The organism is Arthrobacter sp. MP_M4, from assembly GCF_035984855.1.
Taxonomy (GTDB): domain Bacteria; phylum Actinomycetota; class Actinomycetes; order Actinomycetales; family Micrococcaceae; genus Arthrobacter.
The window spans coordinates 78,464-95,112 of the sequence record NZ_JAXCHX010000004.1 but is presented as its reverse complement, the minus strand read 5'-3'; the positions used below and the strand labels follow the sequence as shown (position 1 = coordinate 95,112).

Annotated in this window: 14 protein-coding genes; 3 read left to right on the top strand and 11 right to left on the bottom strand. The window is 65.9% G+C overall.

The features are described from left to right. Window positions 1-27: 27 nt before the first annotated feature. The 4 genes from RCH15_RS05910 to coaE form a co-directional block, all read right to left on the bottom strand. The gene (locus RCH15_RS05910) at window positions 28-1,380 is read right to left on the bottom strand and encodes an MFS transporter (protein WP_326959003.1); all 1,353 of its coding nucleotides are present in this window, start codon (window positions 1,378-1,380) and stop codon (window positions 28-30) included. Window positions 1,381-1,407: 27 nt separating this feature from the next. Further along, window positions 1,408-2,436, bottom strand: a complete 1,029-nt coding sequence (locus RCH15_RS05905; RefSeq protein WP_326959001.1) for a TerC family protein — start codon at window positions 2,434-2,436, stop codon at window positions 1,408-1,410. A 174-nt stretch (window positions 2,437-2,610) separates the two neighbouring features. Next, a complete protein-coding gene (gene uvrB / locus RCH15_RS05900) occupies window positions 2,611-4,692 on the bottom strand; it encodes an excinuclease ABC subunit UvrB (RefSeq protein WP_326958999.1) in 2,082 nt (693 codons plus the stop codon). Between the two features lie 40 nt (window positions 4,693-4,732). Further along, window positions 4,733-6,004: a dephospho-CoA kinase gene (gene coaE, locus RCH15_RS05895; RefSeq protein WP_326958998.1), complete on the bottom strand. Its 1,272-nt coding sequence runs from the start codon at window positions 6,002-6,004 to the stop codon at window positions 4,733-4,735. 22 nt (window positions 6,005-6,026) lie between these two features. On the opposite strand from coaE, the gene RCH15_RS05890 reads away from it, so the two are divergent. Beyond that, a complete protein-coding gene (locus tag RCH15_RS05890; RefSeq protein ID WP_326958996.1) occupies window positions 6,027-6,728 on the top strand; it encodes an IMPACT family protein in 702 nt (233 codons plus the stop codon). Next, window positions 6,712-7,254, top strand: a complete 543-nt coding sequence (locus RCH15_RS05885; RefSeq protein ID WP_326958993.1) for a GNAT family N-acetyltransferase — start codon at window positions 6,712-6,714, stop codon at window positions 7,252-7,254. Before RCH15_RS05890 ends, RCH15_RS05885 begins: the two co-directional genes overlap by 17 nt. Before the next feature lie 111 nt (window positions 7,255-7,365). On the opposite strand, the gene RCH15_RS05880 is transcribed toward RCH15_RS05885, so the two are convergent. The 4 genes from RCH15_RS05880 to polA all read right to left on the bottom strand — a co-directional run bounded on the left by RCH15_RS05880 (window position 7,366) and on the right by polA (window position 14,008). Continuing rightward, window positions 7,366-7,848, bottom strand: coding sequence for a VOC family protein (locus tag RCH15_RS05880; protein ID WP_326958991.1), 483 nt, complete (start codon window positions 7,846-7,848; stop codon window positions 7,366-7,368). Window positions 7,849-8,092: 244 nt separating this feature from the next. Further along, window positions 8,093-9,574, bottom strand: a complete 1,482-nt coding sequence (gene rpsA, locus RCH15_RS05875; RefSeq protein ID WP_326958989.1) for a 30S ribosomal protein S1 — start codon at window positions 9,572-9,574, stop codon at window positions 8,093-8,095. Window positions 9,575-9,786: 212 nt separating this feature from the next. Next, window positions 9,787-11,073, bottom strand: a complete 1,287-nt coding sequence (locus tag RCH15_RS05870; protein ID WP_326958987.1) for a GNAT family N-acetyltransferase — start codon at window positions 11,071-11,073, stop codon at window positions 9,787-9,789. A gap of 70 nt (window positions 11,074-11,143) precedes the next feature. Further along, the gene (polA, locus tag RCH15_RS05865) at window positions 11,144-14,008 is read right to left on the bottom strand and encodes a DNA polymerase I (RefSeq protein ID WP_326958985.1); all 2,865 of its coding nucleotides are present in this window, start codon (window positions 14,006-14,008) and stop codon (window positions 11,144-11,146) included. Between polA and RCH15_RS05860 the strand changes: the two genes are divergently transcribed. After that, window positions 14,007-14,471, top strand: a complete 465-nt coding sequence (locus tag RCH15_RS05860; protein WP_326958983.1) for a hotdog fold thioesterase — start codon at window positions 14,007-14,009, stop codon at window positions 14,469-14,471. The two genes, polA and RCH15_RS05860, sit on opposite strands and share 2 nt — an antisense overlap. 15 nt (window positions 14,472-14,486) lie before the next feature. Here RCH15_RS05860 and RCH15_RS05855 read toward each other — a convergent pair whose 3' ends face one another. The 3 genes from RCH15_RS05855 to RCH15_RS05845 are packed head-to-tail and all read right to left on the bottom strand — an operon-like array spanning window position 14,487 to window position 16,515. Beyond that, complete coding sequence (locus RCH15_RS05855) at window positions 14,487-15,038, bottom strand: dihydrofolate reductase family protein (protein WP_326958982.1); 552 nt, start codon at window positions 15,036-15,038, stop codon at window positions 14,487-14,489. A 44-nt stretch (window positions 15,039-15,082) separates the two neighbouring features. Beyond that, entirely contained in the window at window positions 15,083-15,304 is a 222-nt protein-coding gene (locus RCH15_RS05850) for a hypothetical protein (RefSeq protein WP_326958980.1), read from the bottom strand. Further along, complete coding sequence (locus tag RCH15_RS05845; RefSeq protein WP_326958978.1) at window positions 15,304-16,515, bottom strand: inorganic phosphate transporter; 1,212 nt, start codon at window positions 16,513-16,515, stop codon at window positions 15,304-15,306. The genes RCH15_RS05850 and RCH15_RS05845 overlap by 1 nt, the downstream gene beginning before the upstream one ends. Between the last annotated feature and the right edge of the window lie 134 nt (window positions 16,516-16,649).

Sequence of the window (16,649 nt, the reverse complement as noted above, 5' to 3'; positions counted from 1 at the left end):
ATCGGCTGACCGGGCGCGCCGTCCCGCTTAGACGGGTGCGGGCTGGGCGCGGTCGCGGGCCGCAGCGGAGACGACGACAGCGAGCACGGCCGCCGCGATGACGGCGGCCGCCAGGTTCAGGCCCTGATAGCCGACGCCGCTCATCACCAGTCCGGAGAATCCTGCGCCGACCGCGCCGGCGACGCCCATCAGAGTGTCCGAGACGCCCTGGACGAGGACGCGGTCGTCCGCGCGGACGCTTTCGGCCAGCATCGTGGACCCGGCGATTGTCGCTGCGGACCAGCCCAGCCCGAGCAGCACCAGGCCCACGGTCACGAGGACCGGTTGGGCCTGTCCGAACCCGGCAACGAGGACCGAGAGCAGGATCAGGCCGTGGCCAAGCAGAATGACGAGCAGCCGGCCCGCCTTGTCCGTCAGCCAGCCCATGACCGGTGAGAGTGCGTACATCCCGGCGATATGCAGCGAAATGGTGAAGCCGATCAGGACCAGGACATCAGTACTGGCGGCGTGGGTGTGGCCGGCTGGCATGTCCGCGAGGGGACCCTCGGTCAGCAACTGCAGGTGCAGGGGCGTCATCGACATGACGGCGGCCATGCAGCCGTGCGCGGTGATGACGGCGAGAAGGGCCAGCCCGGCCCGGGGCGAGGCCCGGACAGCGGCCAGGCCGTGGCGCAGGCCGCGCGGCCGCCGAACGGCCGCGGCGCCGGCCGCTGGCGGGTCCCCGCCGGACCGGAGCCGGGCGGCGAGCAGCAGCGGGTCCGGCCGCAGGCCAAGGAGCAGGAGCAGGGCGGCCGCCGCCAGCCCCGCCGTCGAGAACACGAAGGGTCCGGCCAGCGCCGGCAGGCCGAGGGCCTCCCCCACCAGCGCGCCCGGGCGGATCAGGTTGGGACCGGCGACGGCGCCGATGGTCACGGACCACACCACGATCGCCAGGGACCGGCCCCGCCGTTCCGGCTCGGCGAGGTCGACCGCGGCGAACCGGGCCTGCAGGTTGGCGGCTGTGCCGAGCCCCAGCAACGCCGCAGCGAGCAGCAGCACCGGGAAGCTGCCCGTCGCTGTGGACACGATCACCAACAGCGCTCCGGCCATGGCCGAGAGCAGGCCAGTGACAAGGGAAGCCCGCCTGCCCCGCCGGCCGGCCAGGCCGGCCAGGGGCAGGGCGGCTGCAGCAGCCCCGAGTGTCATGGTGGTGGTGACAGAACCGGCCCACGCATTCGAGCCGGACAGCTGCACGGCCAGAAGCGAACCAACGGAGAGGCTGGCACCACTACCCACCCCGCTGAGGAGCTGGGCTGCGCTTAGGATCCGAACGGTACGGCGCTGGACCCGTTGCGGGTCCAGCGCCGTACCGTTCTGTGGCCTGGCGTCAAAGACTTTCACGGTCCGAGCTTAGCCGAACCGATGGGGCTATTCGGCATCGCTGAGGCTCTTGCGGGAGTCCTCCTCCAGCCGGGAATCGAGCTTGGATTTCGACGAACCGGAGCTGACCAGGCTGGCGATGACGGCAATGATAATGGTGCCGATGATCACGCCGAGCGAGACGTATGTCGGGATCTCGGGTGCCCGTTCGATGTGCCGGCCGCCGTTGATGAAGGGCAGTTCGTTGACGTGCATGGCGTGCAGGACCAGTTTCACGCCGATGAAGGCGAGGATCACGGAGAGTGCATGCTTGAGGTAGATCAATCGGGTCATCAGGCCGCCGAGCAGGAAGTACAGCTGGCGCAATCCCATCAAGGCGAAAATGTTGGCGGTGAACACGATGAACGCGCTCTGGGTCAGGCCGAAGATGGCCGGAAGGGAGTCCATCGCGAAGAGCAGGTCCGTGAGGCCGATGGTGACGAAGACGATCAGCATCGGGGTGAAGACCTTCTTGCCGTCCAGCACGGTACGGAGCTTGCCGCCGTCGAACTTCGCGGACATTGGCAGGACCTTGCGGATCCGGGCGATGAGCGGATTTTCCTTGTCCTCGGCGTCCGCACCGTCGTCCCGGGCCTGTTTCCAGGCGGTCCACAGCAGGAAGGCGCCGAAGATGTAAAACACCCAGCTGAACTGTTCGATGACGATTGCGCCCAGCAGGATGACGATCCCGCGCAGGATCAGGGCGATGATGATGCCCACCATGAGCACTTCCTGCTGGTACTTCCGGGGTACGGAGAAGCGGGCCATGATGATGATGAAGACGAACAGGTTGTCCATGCTGAGGCTGTATTCCGTCACCCAGCCCGCGACGAACTGGCCGCCGTATTCCGGGCCAGCGAAGACGAACATGGCGCCGGCAAAAACCAGCGCAAGTCCGATGTAAAAGGACACCCACAGGCCGGCTTCCTTCATGGACGGCTCGTGCGGGCGTTTGAGGACCAAAAGCAGGTCAATGGCCAGAATGATGCCGAGGACGGCAAAGGAGCCGATCTCAAACCAGATGGGAAGTCCGGGCACGGAGATACCTCTCGCAGGGTGTGACGGTGCGATGTAAGTCTCTCCGACTGGCCGCATGTCCGGTAGTGCCTACCTGGTACCGTTTGGCTGCCCGCTACCCGGCAGGGCACCGCTGCCGGGCGTGGTGACGATCGGAACGCTCCGGATACTCCCCTACGTCCGCCCCACGTTGCCCTAGGCGTGCCCGGCGGACTGCATCTGGCGGAGCTCCTTCTTGAGTTCACCCACCTCGTCCCGAAGCCGGGCGGCAAGCTCGAACTGCAGTTCTCCGGCGGCGGCGTGCATCTGCTCGGTGAGCTGTTCGATCAGTCCCACCAGGTCCTCGGCCGGCGCCGCGGCCAGGCCGTCCGCCCGGACCTTCGCCGAGCCCTTCCCCTTGCCGCGTGCCTTGCCGGCGGCGGCGAGGAGCTCGCGCGTATCGGCGTCTTCCTTGGCGATTTGGTCTGTGATGTCGGCGATCTTCTTGCGCAGCGGCTGCGGATCGACTCCATTTGCGGTGTTGTATGCCACCTGGATTTCACGACGGCGGTTGGTCTCGTCAATGGCCTTTGCCATGGAGTCGGTGATCCGGTCCGCGTACATGTGGACCTCGCCGGAGACGTTGCGGGCGGCACGGCCGATGGTCTGAATCAGCGAGGTCGCCGAGCGCAGGAAGCCTTCCTTGTCAGCATCCAGAATGCTGACCAGGGACACTTCGGGCAGGTCCAGGCCTTCCCGGAGCAGGTTGATGCCGACCAGGACGTCGAAAACGCCCATCCGGAGCTCCCGCAGCAGCTCCACACGGCGCAGGGTGTCCACGTCCGAGTGCAGGTACTCGACCTTGACGCCGTGCCCCAGCAGATAGTCGGTGAGGTCCTCCGCCATCCGCTTGGTCAGCGTGGTGACCAGAATGCGCTCATCCTTCGCGGTGCGGGCTTTGATTTCACCGAGGAGGTCATCAATCTGGCCTTTGGTGGGTTTGACGATCACCTCGGGGTCGATCAGGCCCGTGGGCCGGATGATCTGCTGGACGAAGCCGTCGGCCTTGCCGAGCTCGTACTTGCCCGGCGTCGCGGAGAGGTAGACCGTCTGGCCCACGCGGTCCTGGAATTCGTCCCATTTCAACGGGCGGTTGTCCATCGCGGAAGGCAGGCGGAAGCCGTGGTCCACGAGGTTCCGCTTCCGGGACATGTCTCCTTCGTACATCGCGCCGATCTGCGGAACCGTGACGTGCGATTCGTCAATCACCAGGAGAAAGTCGTCCGGGAAGTAATCGATGAGGCAGTGCGGCGCGGTTCCCCGGGCCCGGCCGTCGATGTGGCTGGAGTAGTTCTCGATGCCGTTGCAGAAGCCCATCTGCTGCATCATTTCCAGGTCGTAGGTGGTGCGCATCCTGAGGCGCTGCGCCTCCACCAGCTTGTTCTGGCTTTCCAGGACCTGGAGCCGCTCGGCAAGCTCGTCTTCGATCCGCTTGATCGCCCGGCCCATACGTTCGGGACCAGCCACGTAGTGGGACGCCGGGAAGACGTACATCTCAGTCTCGTCCCGGATGATTTCCCCGGTAAGCGGGTGCAGGGTGTAGATGTTCTCGATTTCGTCGCCGAAGAACTCGATCCGGATCGCGAGTTCCTCGTACATCGGAATGATTTCCACGGTGTCACCGCGGACCCGGAACGTACCGCGGTGGAAGTCCATGTCGTTGCGGGCGTACTGCATGGAAACGAACTTCCGGAGCAGGTCATCGCGGTTCATCTGGGCGCCCTTGCGCAGCGTCACCATACCGGCGATGTACTCTTCCGGGGTGCCGAGGCCGTAAATGCAGGACACGGTGGCGACGACGATCACGTCCCTGCGGGTCAGGAGCGCGTTGGTGGCGGAGTGCCGGAGCCGTTCGACTTCCTCATTGACGGAGGAGTCCTTTTCGATGAAGGTGTCCGTCTGCGCAACATAAGCTTCCGGCTGGTAGTAGTCGTAGTAGGAGACGAAGTACTCGACGGCGTTGTTTGGCAGCAGTTCGCGGAATTCGTTGACGAGCTGCGCGGCGAGGGTCTTGTTTTGCACCATCACCAGGGTGGGCCGCTGCACCTGTTCGATCAGCCACGCCGTCGTGGCGCTCTTGCCGGTGCCCGTGGCGCCCAGCAGCACGACATCCTTCTCGCCGTTCTTGATGCGCTCGGTCAGTTCCCCGATGGCGGCCGGCTGGTCGCCTGCCGGTTGGAATTCGCTGATGACCTCAAAGGGTGCCACGACACGGTTGATTTGCTGGGCGAGACTCATGGTTCTAATCTACCGCCGGGGTCCGACGCTTCACCATGATTCAGCTTTGGGCGGCACCTGGGGCCGTTCCGTCCGGGTCAGGCTCGGGTCCTGTGCCTGTGCCCGTGGACGGCGGCGGCTGCCAGCCGGTGCGCTGCGCCCACGCTGCCATCCGTTCCGCTGCCTGCCCGGTGGACCAGGCGTCCTTGTCCGCGGCGGTCCCCGCCGTGGACTTTGCCGCGGCGTGTACCCTCGCGAGCCGGCGCTGCTCGGTGAGGTAGTCCGCCCGGGCGGCCGCGTCGTTCCGCAGCCAGTCCCGGAAGCAGAGCGCGGACCGCCAGCCCGGGGATCCCACGGCCCGGACATGGAGGTTAACGGTGCGGCCGGGGTCCGCGTTGGCGTGCAGCCGCTTTTGCCAGCCCGCAGGGTCCGGGTCCGTCGGACTGGAAGTGTCAGCAACGACGCCGGGCCGCGCGGGGAACCCGGCGTCGGCCAGCAGCGGCGCAATCCGGTCCGCAGAGGCCATATCCGCGACGCCGAGCTGGAGGTCCAGGGCGTCTGTGGCGGCGAGTCCGGGAACGGCAGTGGACCCGACGTGGTCGAGTGCGAGGACTTCTTGCCCGGCGGCTGCCTGGAGGCGCGCCATGAGCCGGTGTGCCTGCCCGGGCCAGTCCGGGTTGGCCGGCACCAGCACCGGCCCGCCGGTCCGGGATGCCATGCGGTGTCTGGCCAGGTTTTCCGCGAACGGCACCAGCCGAAACTTCCAAAGCCGGTCCACGGCGTCCCGGAGTTCTTCCTTGAACCCGGAGTTGTCGAGAACGACGTCGGCGGCGGCGAGCCGGCCCTCCCGGCTGGCCTGCGCGGCCATCCGCGCCCGGGCGTCCGCGGCGGACATGTGCCGGTGCTGCATCATTCGTCGGACCCGGACTTCATCCGGGGCGTCCACCACCACCACCAGGTGGAAGTTGGGTCCCTGGCCGGTCTCCACCAGGAGCGGAATGTCCTGGACCACGATGCCGCCTTTCGGTGCAGCAGCGGCCAGCGCGGCGGCCCGTTCCCGGACCAGGGGATGAATGATGCCGTTCAGCACGGCCAGGCGTTCCGGGTCGCCGAAAACCAGGGCGCCGAGCTTCGGGCGGTCCAAGCCGCCGTCGGACGCCAGGACGGCCTTGCTGAAGGCCGCCACGACCTGCTCGAGCCCCGGCGTTCCGGGGTGGACGACTTCGCGGGCCAGGGCGTCGGCGTCGATCACCACCGCCCCGAGTTCGCGCAGCCGCGAGGCGGCCACTGACTTGCCTGCGGCGATGCCGCCCGTCAACCCTATTTTCAGCACTCCACCAGACTAAACTGATCCGGTGGCTGAAGATGCGGTTTTTCCGGAGAGCAGGGCCGCCGTGTACACCACTCTGGCAGCCGGGCCGGCGTTCCGCCGGGAACTTGAGGCGAAGCGCTCCCGCTTCATCACCGTGCTCCACCGCACCCCGGATGAGGAAAGCGCCCGTACGTTCCTCGCCGGGCTGCGTCGGGAATTTTATGACGCGCGGCATCACTGCTCCGCCTTCGTGCTCGGCCCGGACCGCGATGTGCAGCGCTCCAATGACGACGGTGAGCCCTCCGGCACGGCCGGTGCCCCGATGCTTGAGGCGCTGCTGAAACGCGAAACCGGGCCCGGCGTCACCGACCTTAGCGATATCACCGCGGTGGTGGTCCGTTACTTCGGCGGGATTCTGCTGGGCGCGGGCGGGCTTGTCCGGGCCTACTCGGAATCCGTGGCCGCCGCGCTGGCTCAGGCGCCCCTGGTGCAGCGCCGCCGGCTGCGGATCTGCACTGTACCCGTTGCCCACACGGCCGCAGGGCGGCTGGAGAACGATTTGCGTGCCGCCGGATACGTGATGGCCGCGACCGGATACGCGGCGGACACGGCTGTCCTGCGGCTCGCCCTCCCGGATGACCCGGCGGGTCTGGCCCGGGCCGGTGAACGGCTCGCCGCGCTGTCTGCCGGAACTGCCACGTTGGTGCCTGGCGAATCGGAGTGGATCGATGTCCCCCACAGCTGATCCTTATCCTCCCCCTGTCCTGCTGATCGACGTCTCCGGCCGGGTTCTGGAGCAACTCCTGACGGTGGCGATCCAGGATGCCGACGCGGACGAGGTGACGCCTCCCCTGGGCAGCGCCACGGGCTGGAATTCAGAACGGATCAGCTGGTTCCGGGAGTACCACCTCGCGGCGGCAGCGCTGGACGGGCCCGCGCAGGAGAAAACCTGGGCCATCAACGCCGGCGGGGAACTGGCGGGATCGGTCCGGCTCAAGCGGACCGGAGCGGACTCGCTGGAGACCGGCATCTGGCTGGGCCGCGGCTTTAGGGGCCGGGGAGTCGCACGCGAAGCGCTTCGCCTGGTGATCGGCCGGGCCGCGGCGTCCGGAGCTGCCGTGCTGGAGGCCTACACCACAGCCGGGAATACCGCGGCGTTGGTCCTGCTGCGCTCAGCCGGGGCGGAGCTGGAGGAGGGCGGTGCTTCCGAAGCCGCCGCCGTCCCCGTCAGGGCCCGGATCGCGCTGCCTAGGGGACATGCCCTCCCCTGACCCGGGCCACGGGACATGCCCGTTCCTGACCCGGGCCGCTGGGCATGCCCTCTCTTGACCCGGGCCGCTGGGCATGCCCTCTCTTGACCCGGGCCACGGGACATAATCCTGTTATGCCCATTCCCGCACCCCTGCACAGGACATGTCCTCCGGCGGATAAGTGGCCGGAGCCGCAATTTCCCAAATGTGGCCGCCGGGATCACGGAAGGTGGCCGTACGGATCCCCCAGGGGCGGTCCATTGGGCCGTTGAGGAGCCTGACGCCGTGGCCGGCCAAGGCGGCACACGTCGCGTCGACGTCGTCGACCTCCAGGGTGAACTGCATCCGGGCACCTGACTCCGGGGATGCCACCAGGGCCGGTCCGATGAGTTCGGGGGCCTCAGCCGATGCCAACAGGTTGACCAGGGTGTCCCCGAATGTGAAGACCACGGACGCCTCATCCTCGAACGCCACGGGCAGTCCAAAGACCTCACTGTAAAAGCGTTTGGTGCCTGGCAGGTCCTCGACGAACAATGTAATGGCACCGATGCCGCCCGGCCAGGGTCTGGCAAGCATGGCCGTGGTCGTCTCCGGGCCGTTGGAATTTCCCGCCATGACCCCTCTTCCCACCGCGCCGTGTACTCAGTCTGCCCAGTCTGGGCGGACGATGCCTTGCCGTCAAGGATTCCCCGGGTACGAAAAGCAGGTGCAGGCGCGCCTGCCGCGCGCTGGACGTTGGGGCAGGAACGGTCCCACAACGAAAAAGTGGCCGCCCCGTAGGGACGGCCACCTTCGTGGTGCTGGATCAAGCTACGAACTGCCTGGCCCGGGGAGCGGACTCCGCCGGACCGGAGGGCAATTAGTTGCCGGTCAGCTTCTCGCGCAGAGCAGCAAGAGCCTCGTCGGAAGCGAGCGTGCCGCCACCGGTGTTGGACTCGGCCACAGCCGGCTCGGAGGAGTAGCTGGTGGTGCCGGAATCGCTCTCGCCGGACGTTGCAGCTGCAGCGTCATCGGCAGCGTGCTGAGCAACCTGCTTCTTGTGGGCTTCCCAGCGGGTCTGGGCATCGGCGTACTGCTGCTCCCAGGCGGCGCGCTGCGTCTCGTAGCCTTCGAGCCACTCGTTGGACTCCGGATCGAAGCCCTCCGGGTACTTGTAGTTGCCCTCTTCGTCGTACTCTGCGGCCATGCCGTAGAGAGCAGGATCGAATTCGGTGGACTCGGCGTCGACGCCCTCGTTGGCCTGCTTGAGGGACAGCGAGATGCGGCGGCGTTCGAGGTCGATGTCGATGACCTTGACGAACAGCTCATCTCCTACAGAGACAACCTGCTCTGCCAGTTCAACGTGGCGCACGGCGAGCTCGGAGATGTGGACCAGGCCTTCGATGCCGTCTTCAACGCGAACGAACGCGCCGAACGGAACGAGCTTGGTGACCTTACCCGGCACAACCTGCCCGAGGGCGTGGGTGCGGGCGAAGGTCTGCCACGGATCTTCCTGCGTAGCCTTGAGCGACAGGGACACGCGCTCGCGGTCCAGATCGACCTCGAGGACCTCGACAGTGACTTCCTGGCCAACTTCGACAACCTCGGACGGGTGGTCGATGTGCTTCCAGGACAGCTCGGAAACGTGGACGAGGCCGTCTACGCCGCCCAGGTCCACGAAGGCACCGAAGTTGACGATGGAGGACACGACGCCGGGACGGACCTGGCCCTTTTCCAGCTTGTTGAGGAACGTGGAGCGGACCTCGGACTGGGTCTGCTCGAGCCAAGCACGGCGGGACAGCACAACGTTGTTGCGGTTCTTGTCCAGTTCGATGATTTTGGCTTCGATCTTCTGACCGATGTACGGAGCAAGGTCGCGCACACGGCGCATCTCGACGAGGGATGCGGGCAGGAAGCCGCGCAGGCCGATGTCGAGGATAAGACCACCCTTGACAACCTCGATGACGGTACCGGTGACAACACCGTCTTCTTCCTTGACCTTCTCGATGTCGCCCCAGGCACGCTCGTACTGAGCGCGCTTCTTGGAGAGGATCAGGCGGCCTTCTTTGTCTTCCTTGGTGAGCACCAGGGCTTCGACGAGATCGCCAACGGAGACGACGTCTCCGGGATCAACATCGTGTTTGATGGACAGCTCGCGGGAGGGAATGACACCTTCGGTCTTGTAACCGATGTCGAGCAGAACTTCGTCGCGGTCGACCTTGACGACGGTACCTTCGACGAGGTCTCCGTCGTTGAAGTACTTGATGGTGGCGTCGACTGCTGCGAGGAAGTCCTCAGCGGTACCGATGTCGTTAATAGCGACTACGGGTGTACCGGGCTTCTCGGTGGAGGTGATGGTCATGTAGTAGGGGCTCCGTTGTGGATAGTGAGTCGGTCAGGCAAACCGCTGCGCCCGCGTCGGCGACACGGGCACAGAACACGGCGTAGTGCCGGGTCATCCTGATTTGTGGATTGAAGATGCGCGCACGTAGTACACGCCCGTTCAGTCTAGTCGTACACGCGAACGCCGGTCAAAGCGCGCCGCGCCCGCGCCGGACGCCTCCGCCGCGGCTGCTAGAAGTGCGTGAGGCAGTGCGCCGGGCGTTCAACCGCGAACATCCCGGCTGCGCGGAACGCCGCGCCGGTTGTCTTCTCCTGCATCCGCCCGGACGCGGCCAGCGTGACCGGGTGCACACCGCGGAGGTAGACCGAGGACAGCGCCGCTACGTCCAGTTCAAGGTCGACGACCGCGTCGCCTGCTTCCGTGACGACGGCGGCACCCCCGTTCACATCCAGGGCGAACGTGCCGCCGGTCAACCCGAGCGGATCCGCCACTTTGAGCACCAGCCGGCCGTCGGCCGGGTAATGGCGGGCGGCCAGGGCCTTCTGCACGTCCAGGATCCGCAGCCAGAGCATGTCCCGGGCCTCTGAGGCGTCAACGCAGCGCGGGTCCTCGAGGGCCCAGGGCAGCGGATCGTCCACCGGTGCCTCGTCCCAGGTGACGCGTTCGACGAGGTCGATGGCGCCGAGGTATTGCCAGAGTTCAAGGTAGCCGGCCCGGGTGGCCGCCACCAGGTCGAGGACCTCCATCGTGTAAGGGGTGCTGGACCAGCCGCCGAACTTATAGGACACGTAGCCATCCACGCCGCCGTCGGGGCCGTAGTGCAGCGCGACCTTGACCTTCGGGTCCTCTCCGTCTTCCCGGCTCACAGCACCGGACGCGAACTGACGGTAGTACTCGTGCCGGCCGATGGAGCCCGGCGTGAGGCGGTGCAGGCGGTCGAAGACCGCCGAAGCCAGCTCGAGGAGGACTTTGGGATCGGCCACCTCGACACTGCCGACCGGGGTGTGGTTCACGACGAAGCGGGCGCTGGTGTCGACCTTGATCGACTGCTCCCGGGTCGCGACGCCGTACCCGAAGCGGCCGTAAATGGACGCTTCCGAGGCGGTCAGGGCCGCCATCGCCAGGCCTTCCCCCCGTGCCAGCCCCAGTTCCTCGGCCATCATGCGGCGGAGCAGCCCGCGGCGGCGGTGCGAGGTCCGCACGGTCACGGCCGTCACGAGCCGGGTGTCGAGGAGCCGCCCGAAGCCGATGTTCAGCGTCTTGTCCAGCGTGCCGAAGGTCGCCACGGGAACATCGGCGCCGAGGGAATGGCCGGCGACGGGCCCGGCCTGGTAGGCGCCGGTCATCACCCGCCCGTCCGTGCGCTGCATCTCGATGCCCCTGTCCACCCGCTCGTCGCTGCGGCGGGCGTCATGGAAACCGAAGGCCACGGCGCGCATCCAGGCGACGCACTCCGGGTACGCCGGGTCGTCCTTGGCCGCAGGTTTGAACCGCCGGATCTCGTACTGCTCTGCCACGTGCTTCCCCCTGAAAATTCCTGCGACTTTGAAAGAACTGAAAAGGCCTTGCCGTGCCGGCCCTCGGGCGTTAGTGCCCGGCCTCGTACCAGCTGGTGCCGATGCCGATCTGCACGTCCAGCGGAACGGTCAGGCTGGCGGCCGAGCCCATCTGCTCGGTCACCAGCTTCTCAACTGCCTCGCGCTCGCCCTGCGCCACCTCGAGGACGAGTTCGTCATGGACCTGCAGCAGCATCCGGGATTTCAGGCCCTGGTCAGCCAAAGCCCCGGAGACACCAAGCATGGCCCGCTTAATGATGTCAGCGGCCGAGCCCTGGATGGGCGAGTTCAGGGCAATGCGTTCCGCATTCTCGCGCAGCTGGCGGTCAGTGCTGGTGAGGTCCGGGAGGTAGCGGCGGCGGCCTTCGATGGTGGCGGTATAGCCGTCGATCCTGGCCTGGTCCACAACGCCCCGGAGGTAGTCGCGCACGGCACCAAACCGGTCGAAGTAGTCCTTCATCAGCGTCCGCGCCTCGTCGACGGAGATCTCCAGCTGCTTGGACAGCCCGAACGACGTCAAGCCGTAGGCAAGGCCGTAGGACATGGCCTTGACCTTCGAACGCATCGCACTGGTCACCTGGTCCGTGGGGACGTGGAAGATGTTCGAGCCCACAAAGCGGTGCAGGTCCTCACCGTCCTTGTAGGCCTGGATCAGGCCTGCGTCTCCGGAGAGGTGGGCCATGATGCGCATCTCGATCTGCGAGTAGTCTGCGGACAGCAGGCACTCATAACCGTCGCTGACCACAAAGATGCCCCGGACGCGCCGGCCTTCCTCGCTGCGGATGGGGATGTTCTGGAGATTGGGGTTATTCGAGGAGATCCGGCCGGTGGCTGCCACGTTTTGCGCGTACGTGGTGTGGATCCGGCCGTCGTCCGTCACGGACTTCTTCAGCGACTCCAGCATCTGCCGCAATTTCGCGGATTCACGGTGCGCCATGAGTTGCACCAGGAATTCATGCCCGGTTTTTTCCAGCAGGTTCTTGAGGGACGCCGCGTCGGTGGTGTAGCCGGACTTGATTTTCTTGGTCTTCGGCAGCCCCAACTCTTCGAAGAGCACCGTCTGCAGCTGCTTGGGTGAGCCAAGATTGACCTCATGGCCGATCGCGGCGAAGGCAAGCTCCTGGGCGTTGTCGATCACCTTGGCGAGATCCGCCAGTTGTTCGTCCATCCGCGGCATGTCGATGGCGATGCCGGTGAGTTCCATGTCAGCAAGAACGCGGCTGACGGGCAACTCAAGGGTGGTCAACAGCTCCTGGGCCTTGCGTTCGGCCAGTTCTGTCTCGAAGAACCGGCTCAGCGCCTGGACCACGGCAGCCACCTGGACCAGTTCACCGGCCGCGGCGGCATCAACGCCGTCGAACGCCAGCTCCAGCTGTCCGGCCTTGGCGACTTCGGTTGAAATGCTGATGTTGAGGTGGTGCTGGGCCAGCTCGGCGAGTTCATAGCTGCGGCGGTCGGGTTGGATGAGATATCCGGAGATCGAGGTGTCGTCCACCACGCCTTGCAGGCCCAGGCCGCGGCTGGAAAGGGCTTTGAGGGCCGCCTTGTAACCGTGCAGCACCTTGGCCGCACCGGCATCGCGGAGCCAGCCGGCTAAAACGTTTTCGGCGGCGGCGTCCTGGCCCGCGAGGTCGATGTATGCCGCCCCGTGGCCGTGAACGATGGCGATGGCGGCGGCGTCCTCAACGATCCGGCCGGGGACCAGGTCAACGGCGACGGCTGCGCGCTGGCCTGTTCCGGATGCAAGGAACGCGGTCAGTTCGGCAGCGTCCCGGGGAGTCACGAAATCCGGGGTCTCAAGGCTTTCCCGCTCCGCCTCGGTCACCTCACTGCCGTAGAGGGCAAACAGCCGGGTGCGGATGGTCTTGAACTCGAGCTCGTCGAACAGTTCCTCAAGCGCGGCCTGGTCCGGCCGCGGTTCCGCAAGTTCGGACAGGGTCACCGGGAGGTTGAGGTCGGTGTGCAGCCGGTTAAGGCGGCGGTTGCGCTTGACCTCGTCCACGTTTTCCCGCAGCGAGTCCCCCACCTTGCCTCCGATGGCGTCGAGGTTTTCCAGGACCCCCTCCAGACCGCCGTAAAGGTTGATCCATTTGGCCGCCGTTTTGGGTCCGACACCGGGAACGCCGGGAAGATTGTCCGCGGACTCCCCGACCAAAGCTGCGAGATCCGAGTATTGGGCAGGGCTGACGAAGTACTTATCCAGGATCGCCGTAGCGTCCATCCTGGGAATGTCACTGACCCCTTTACGGGGATACAGCACAAAAACGTTGTCTGTAATCAGCTGGAATGCGTCCCGGTCGCCTGAGACCAGCAGCACCTCGAAGCCGGCCTCTTCACCCATGGCGGCGAGGGTCGCGAGGATGTCATCAGCTTCGTAGCCGGGCATTTTGATGGTCTTGATGCCCCACGCGCCCATGACCTTGTCGATCAGGTCTATCTGGCCGCTCATTTCCCGGGGAGTCTCGTTGCGTCCGCCCTTGTACTCGCTGTATTCGGCCTTACGGTGCGTAGTGTCGTCGGAGACGTCAAAAGCGACTGCGACGTGGGTGGGTTTCTGCTCCTTAATCAGGTTGATGAGCATGGAGGTAAACCCGTGGATCGCGTTGGTGTGCTGTCCTGAGGCGGTGGAAAACTTGTCCGCGGGGAGGGCGAAGAACGCCCGGAACGCCATCGAGTGACCGTCCAGGACCAACAGGCGGGGCTGGTCACTCAGCGGAACAACCGGTGCTGCGGTGGCGGAAACCGGCGCCGGCGCCGTACGGGATGTCCGGGTGGGAGCAGAGGAACCTACTGCCCCGGTCCCGGGATCCGGAAGAAAACCGTCCGCGGTGTCTGTTGAAAGAGGGGAAGGGGCCGGTTTGGTAGTTTCGCTCACAGGTGCCAGCCTAGTTCCCATGACGGACAATTTCACGCCGGGCCCTTACGCGGCCGAACTCGCAGCTGCCGGGATTCCCGAGGACATGCACGACTGGCTTGGCCAGTTCGGCGTGGGAGCGCTGGTGGTGAAGATGGGAATCCATTTCCTGGAGATGAGCCCCCAGCGCACCGTGGCGACCATGCCCGTGGAAGGCAATACGCAGGTGGCGGGAATCCTCCATGGCGGAGCCCACGTAGTGCTCGCCGAGACGCTCGGGTCGTTTGCCGCCGGCATGCACGCCGGTCCCATGCGCCAGGCGCTGGGTATCGACGTCAGTGCGACCCATCACCGGGCCGTCACCTCGGGCACCGTGACCGGTACATGCACCGCTATCCACCTTGGCCGCACCCTCACCACGCACGAGATCGTCATGACGGACGAGCAAGGGCGGCGGCTGTCCACGGCGCGCATCACCAACCTGATCCGGGACACGGGACAGTAGCCGCCGCGTGCGGGCCTAGGCCGGGCCGCTGCCCAACCGGTAGCGCAGCTCAATGATGCCCCGCCCCATGGTGTGCGAGGACAGCAGTTCCAAGGGCGGCGTGGGGCTTGACAGGGGCAGCACCGCTTTGCCGTGGCCGAGAACCACGGGAATGATTGAGATGATGATCTCGTCGAGCGCACCGGCGTCGGCGAACTGGGCCGCCAGGATTCCGCCGCCGACGATCCATACGTTCCGGCCCCGCGCGTCGGTTCGAAGGTCCTCGACGAATTCGGCGACAGGACCGCGGACGAAGGTCACGTTGGCGCCCCGGGGTGCCGAGAGTTCGTGGTGCGTGAACACCCAGCAGGGCGTCGCGGGATACGGCCAGGTGTCCGGTTCATGCTTCTGGAGCCAGGCGTACGTGTCGCCGCCCATCACGATGCATCCGACATCGGCCAGAAAAGCGTCGTAGCTTTCCCTGCCGCCGGCAAACCCGTCGAACTGCAGCAGCCACTCCAGTCCGTCATCGGCGGTGGCGAGAAAGCCGTCCAGCGAGGACGCGACGAAATACTGGAAGCCGGCCATGGGCACAGCCTAACTAATTCCGGCGCGGGTGCCCATCCCCCGCACTACTTGCTGAAGTAGGGAATGATCAAATAGAGCCCAAACAGCACGGCCAGCCCGCACAGGCCGAAACACACGACGGCGAGCGGCCGGACCCAGGCCGGCTTCCTCTCACTCACGTCACCGGCGATGGCGGTGAGGCGCACCCCGAGGGAGTACAGCACCACCACGGTCACCGCCGAGATGAGGGTAGCGCCTGCCACCTGGACCAGTTCCAGCCACTTCATTACAGTTCGTCCTCCGGCTTGTTGTTGGCGCGGCTGACGGCTAGCGCCTTCTTCTTGCGGAAGCGCACGGCCGCGCCGGCTTCCTCGACCTCAACGGCGTTGTGGTGGCCGATATGCGACTTCTTCGAGTGCAGGAACATGTACAGCACCGCACCGGTGCCCGCCACGGCGGCAATCACGATGCCCACGACGCCGGTTTTCACCAGGACGGCGGTCAGGGCGCCCACAAGGCCGGCAGCCGGCAGGGTGAACAGCCAGCCCAGGGCAATCTTTCCGGCTGTGCCCCAGCGGACGGTGGTGCCGCGGCGGCCCAGCCCCGAACCGATGACGGACCCGGAGGCCACCTGGGTGGTGGACAGCGCAAAACCTAAGTGCGAGGACGCCAGGATGGCGGACGCCGTGCTGCTTTCAGCGGCGAAGCCCTGGGCGGGTTTGACGTCGGTGAGCCCGGATCCCATGGTGCGGATGATCCGCCAGCCGCCGGAATACGTGCCGATCGCAATGGCGAGGGCGCAGGAGGCGATCACCCAAAGCTGCGGACCGGAACCAGGCTGTTGCGTGCCGGCGGCGATCAGCACCAGGGTGATGATGCCCATGGTCTTCTGGGCGTCGTTGGTGCCGTGCGCCAGGGCAACGAGGCTGGAGGTGAAAATCTGGCCATTCCGGAAGCCGCCGCGCTTTTGCCTGAGCTTGCTGCCGGTCTCCGGATCATGCCGGGCCGTGAGCCCGTAAGCCAGTTTGGTGCACAGGTACGCGACGCCGCCCGCGATGATGGGCGCGAAGACGGCGGGGAGGATCACCTTCTGCATCAGGCTTTCAAAGTTGATCGAATGGATCCCGATGCCGGCGATGGCCGCACCGATCAGGCCGCCGAAGAGCGCATGCGAGGAACTCGACGGGAGGCCCTTCAGCCATGTGATCATGTTCCACAGGATGGCGCCCATCAACCCGGCGAAGATGATGTCCGGAGTGATCTGGATCCCGTCGGAGCCTTCTTTGATGATTCCACCGGATACGGTCCTCGCCACTTCCGTGGACAGGAAGGCCCCCACCAGGTTCAGCACCGCCGCGAGGGCTACTGCCGTTTTGGGTTTGATGGCGCCGGTGGCGATGGGCGTGGCCATCGCATTGGCCGTGTCATGAAATCCGTTGGTGAAGTCAAAGAAGAGCGCCAGCATAATTACCAGCGCCACCATGATGGTGATTTCCACCTGTTGCCCAATCTGCAGAGTCGACGGTCAGCAGTTTCATTCCCCGTCGCCGCAATAGTCATCCAGAGTTACCGGGAGGACGCGCAGCGTTCAGCAAAGTAGCTTGACGGCTTAAATCGTACGGTGGAAAGGGG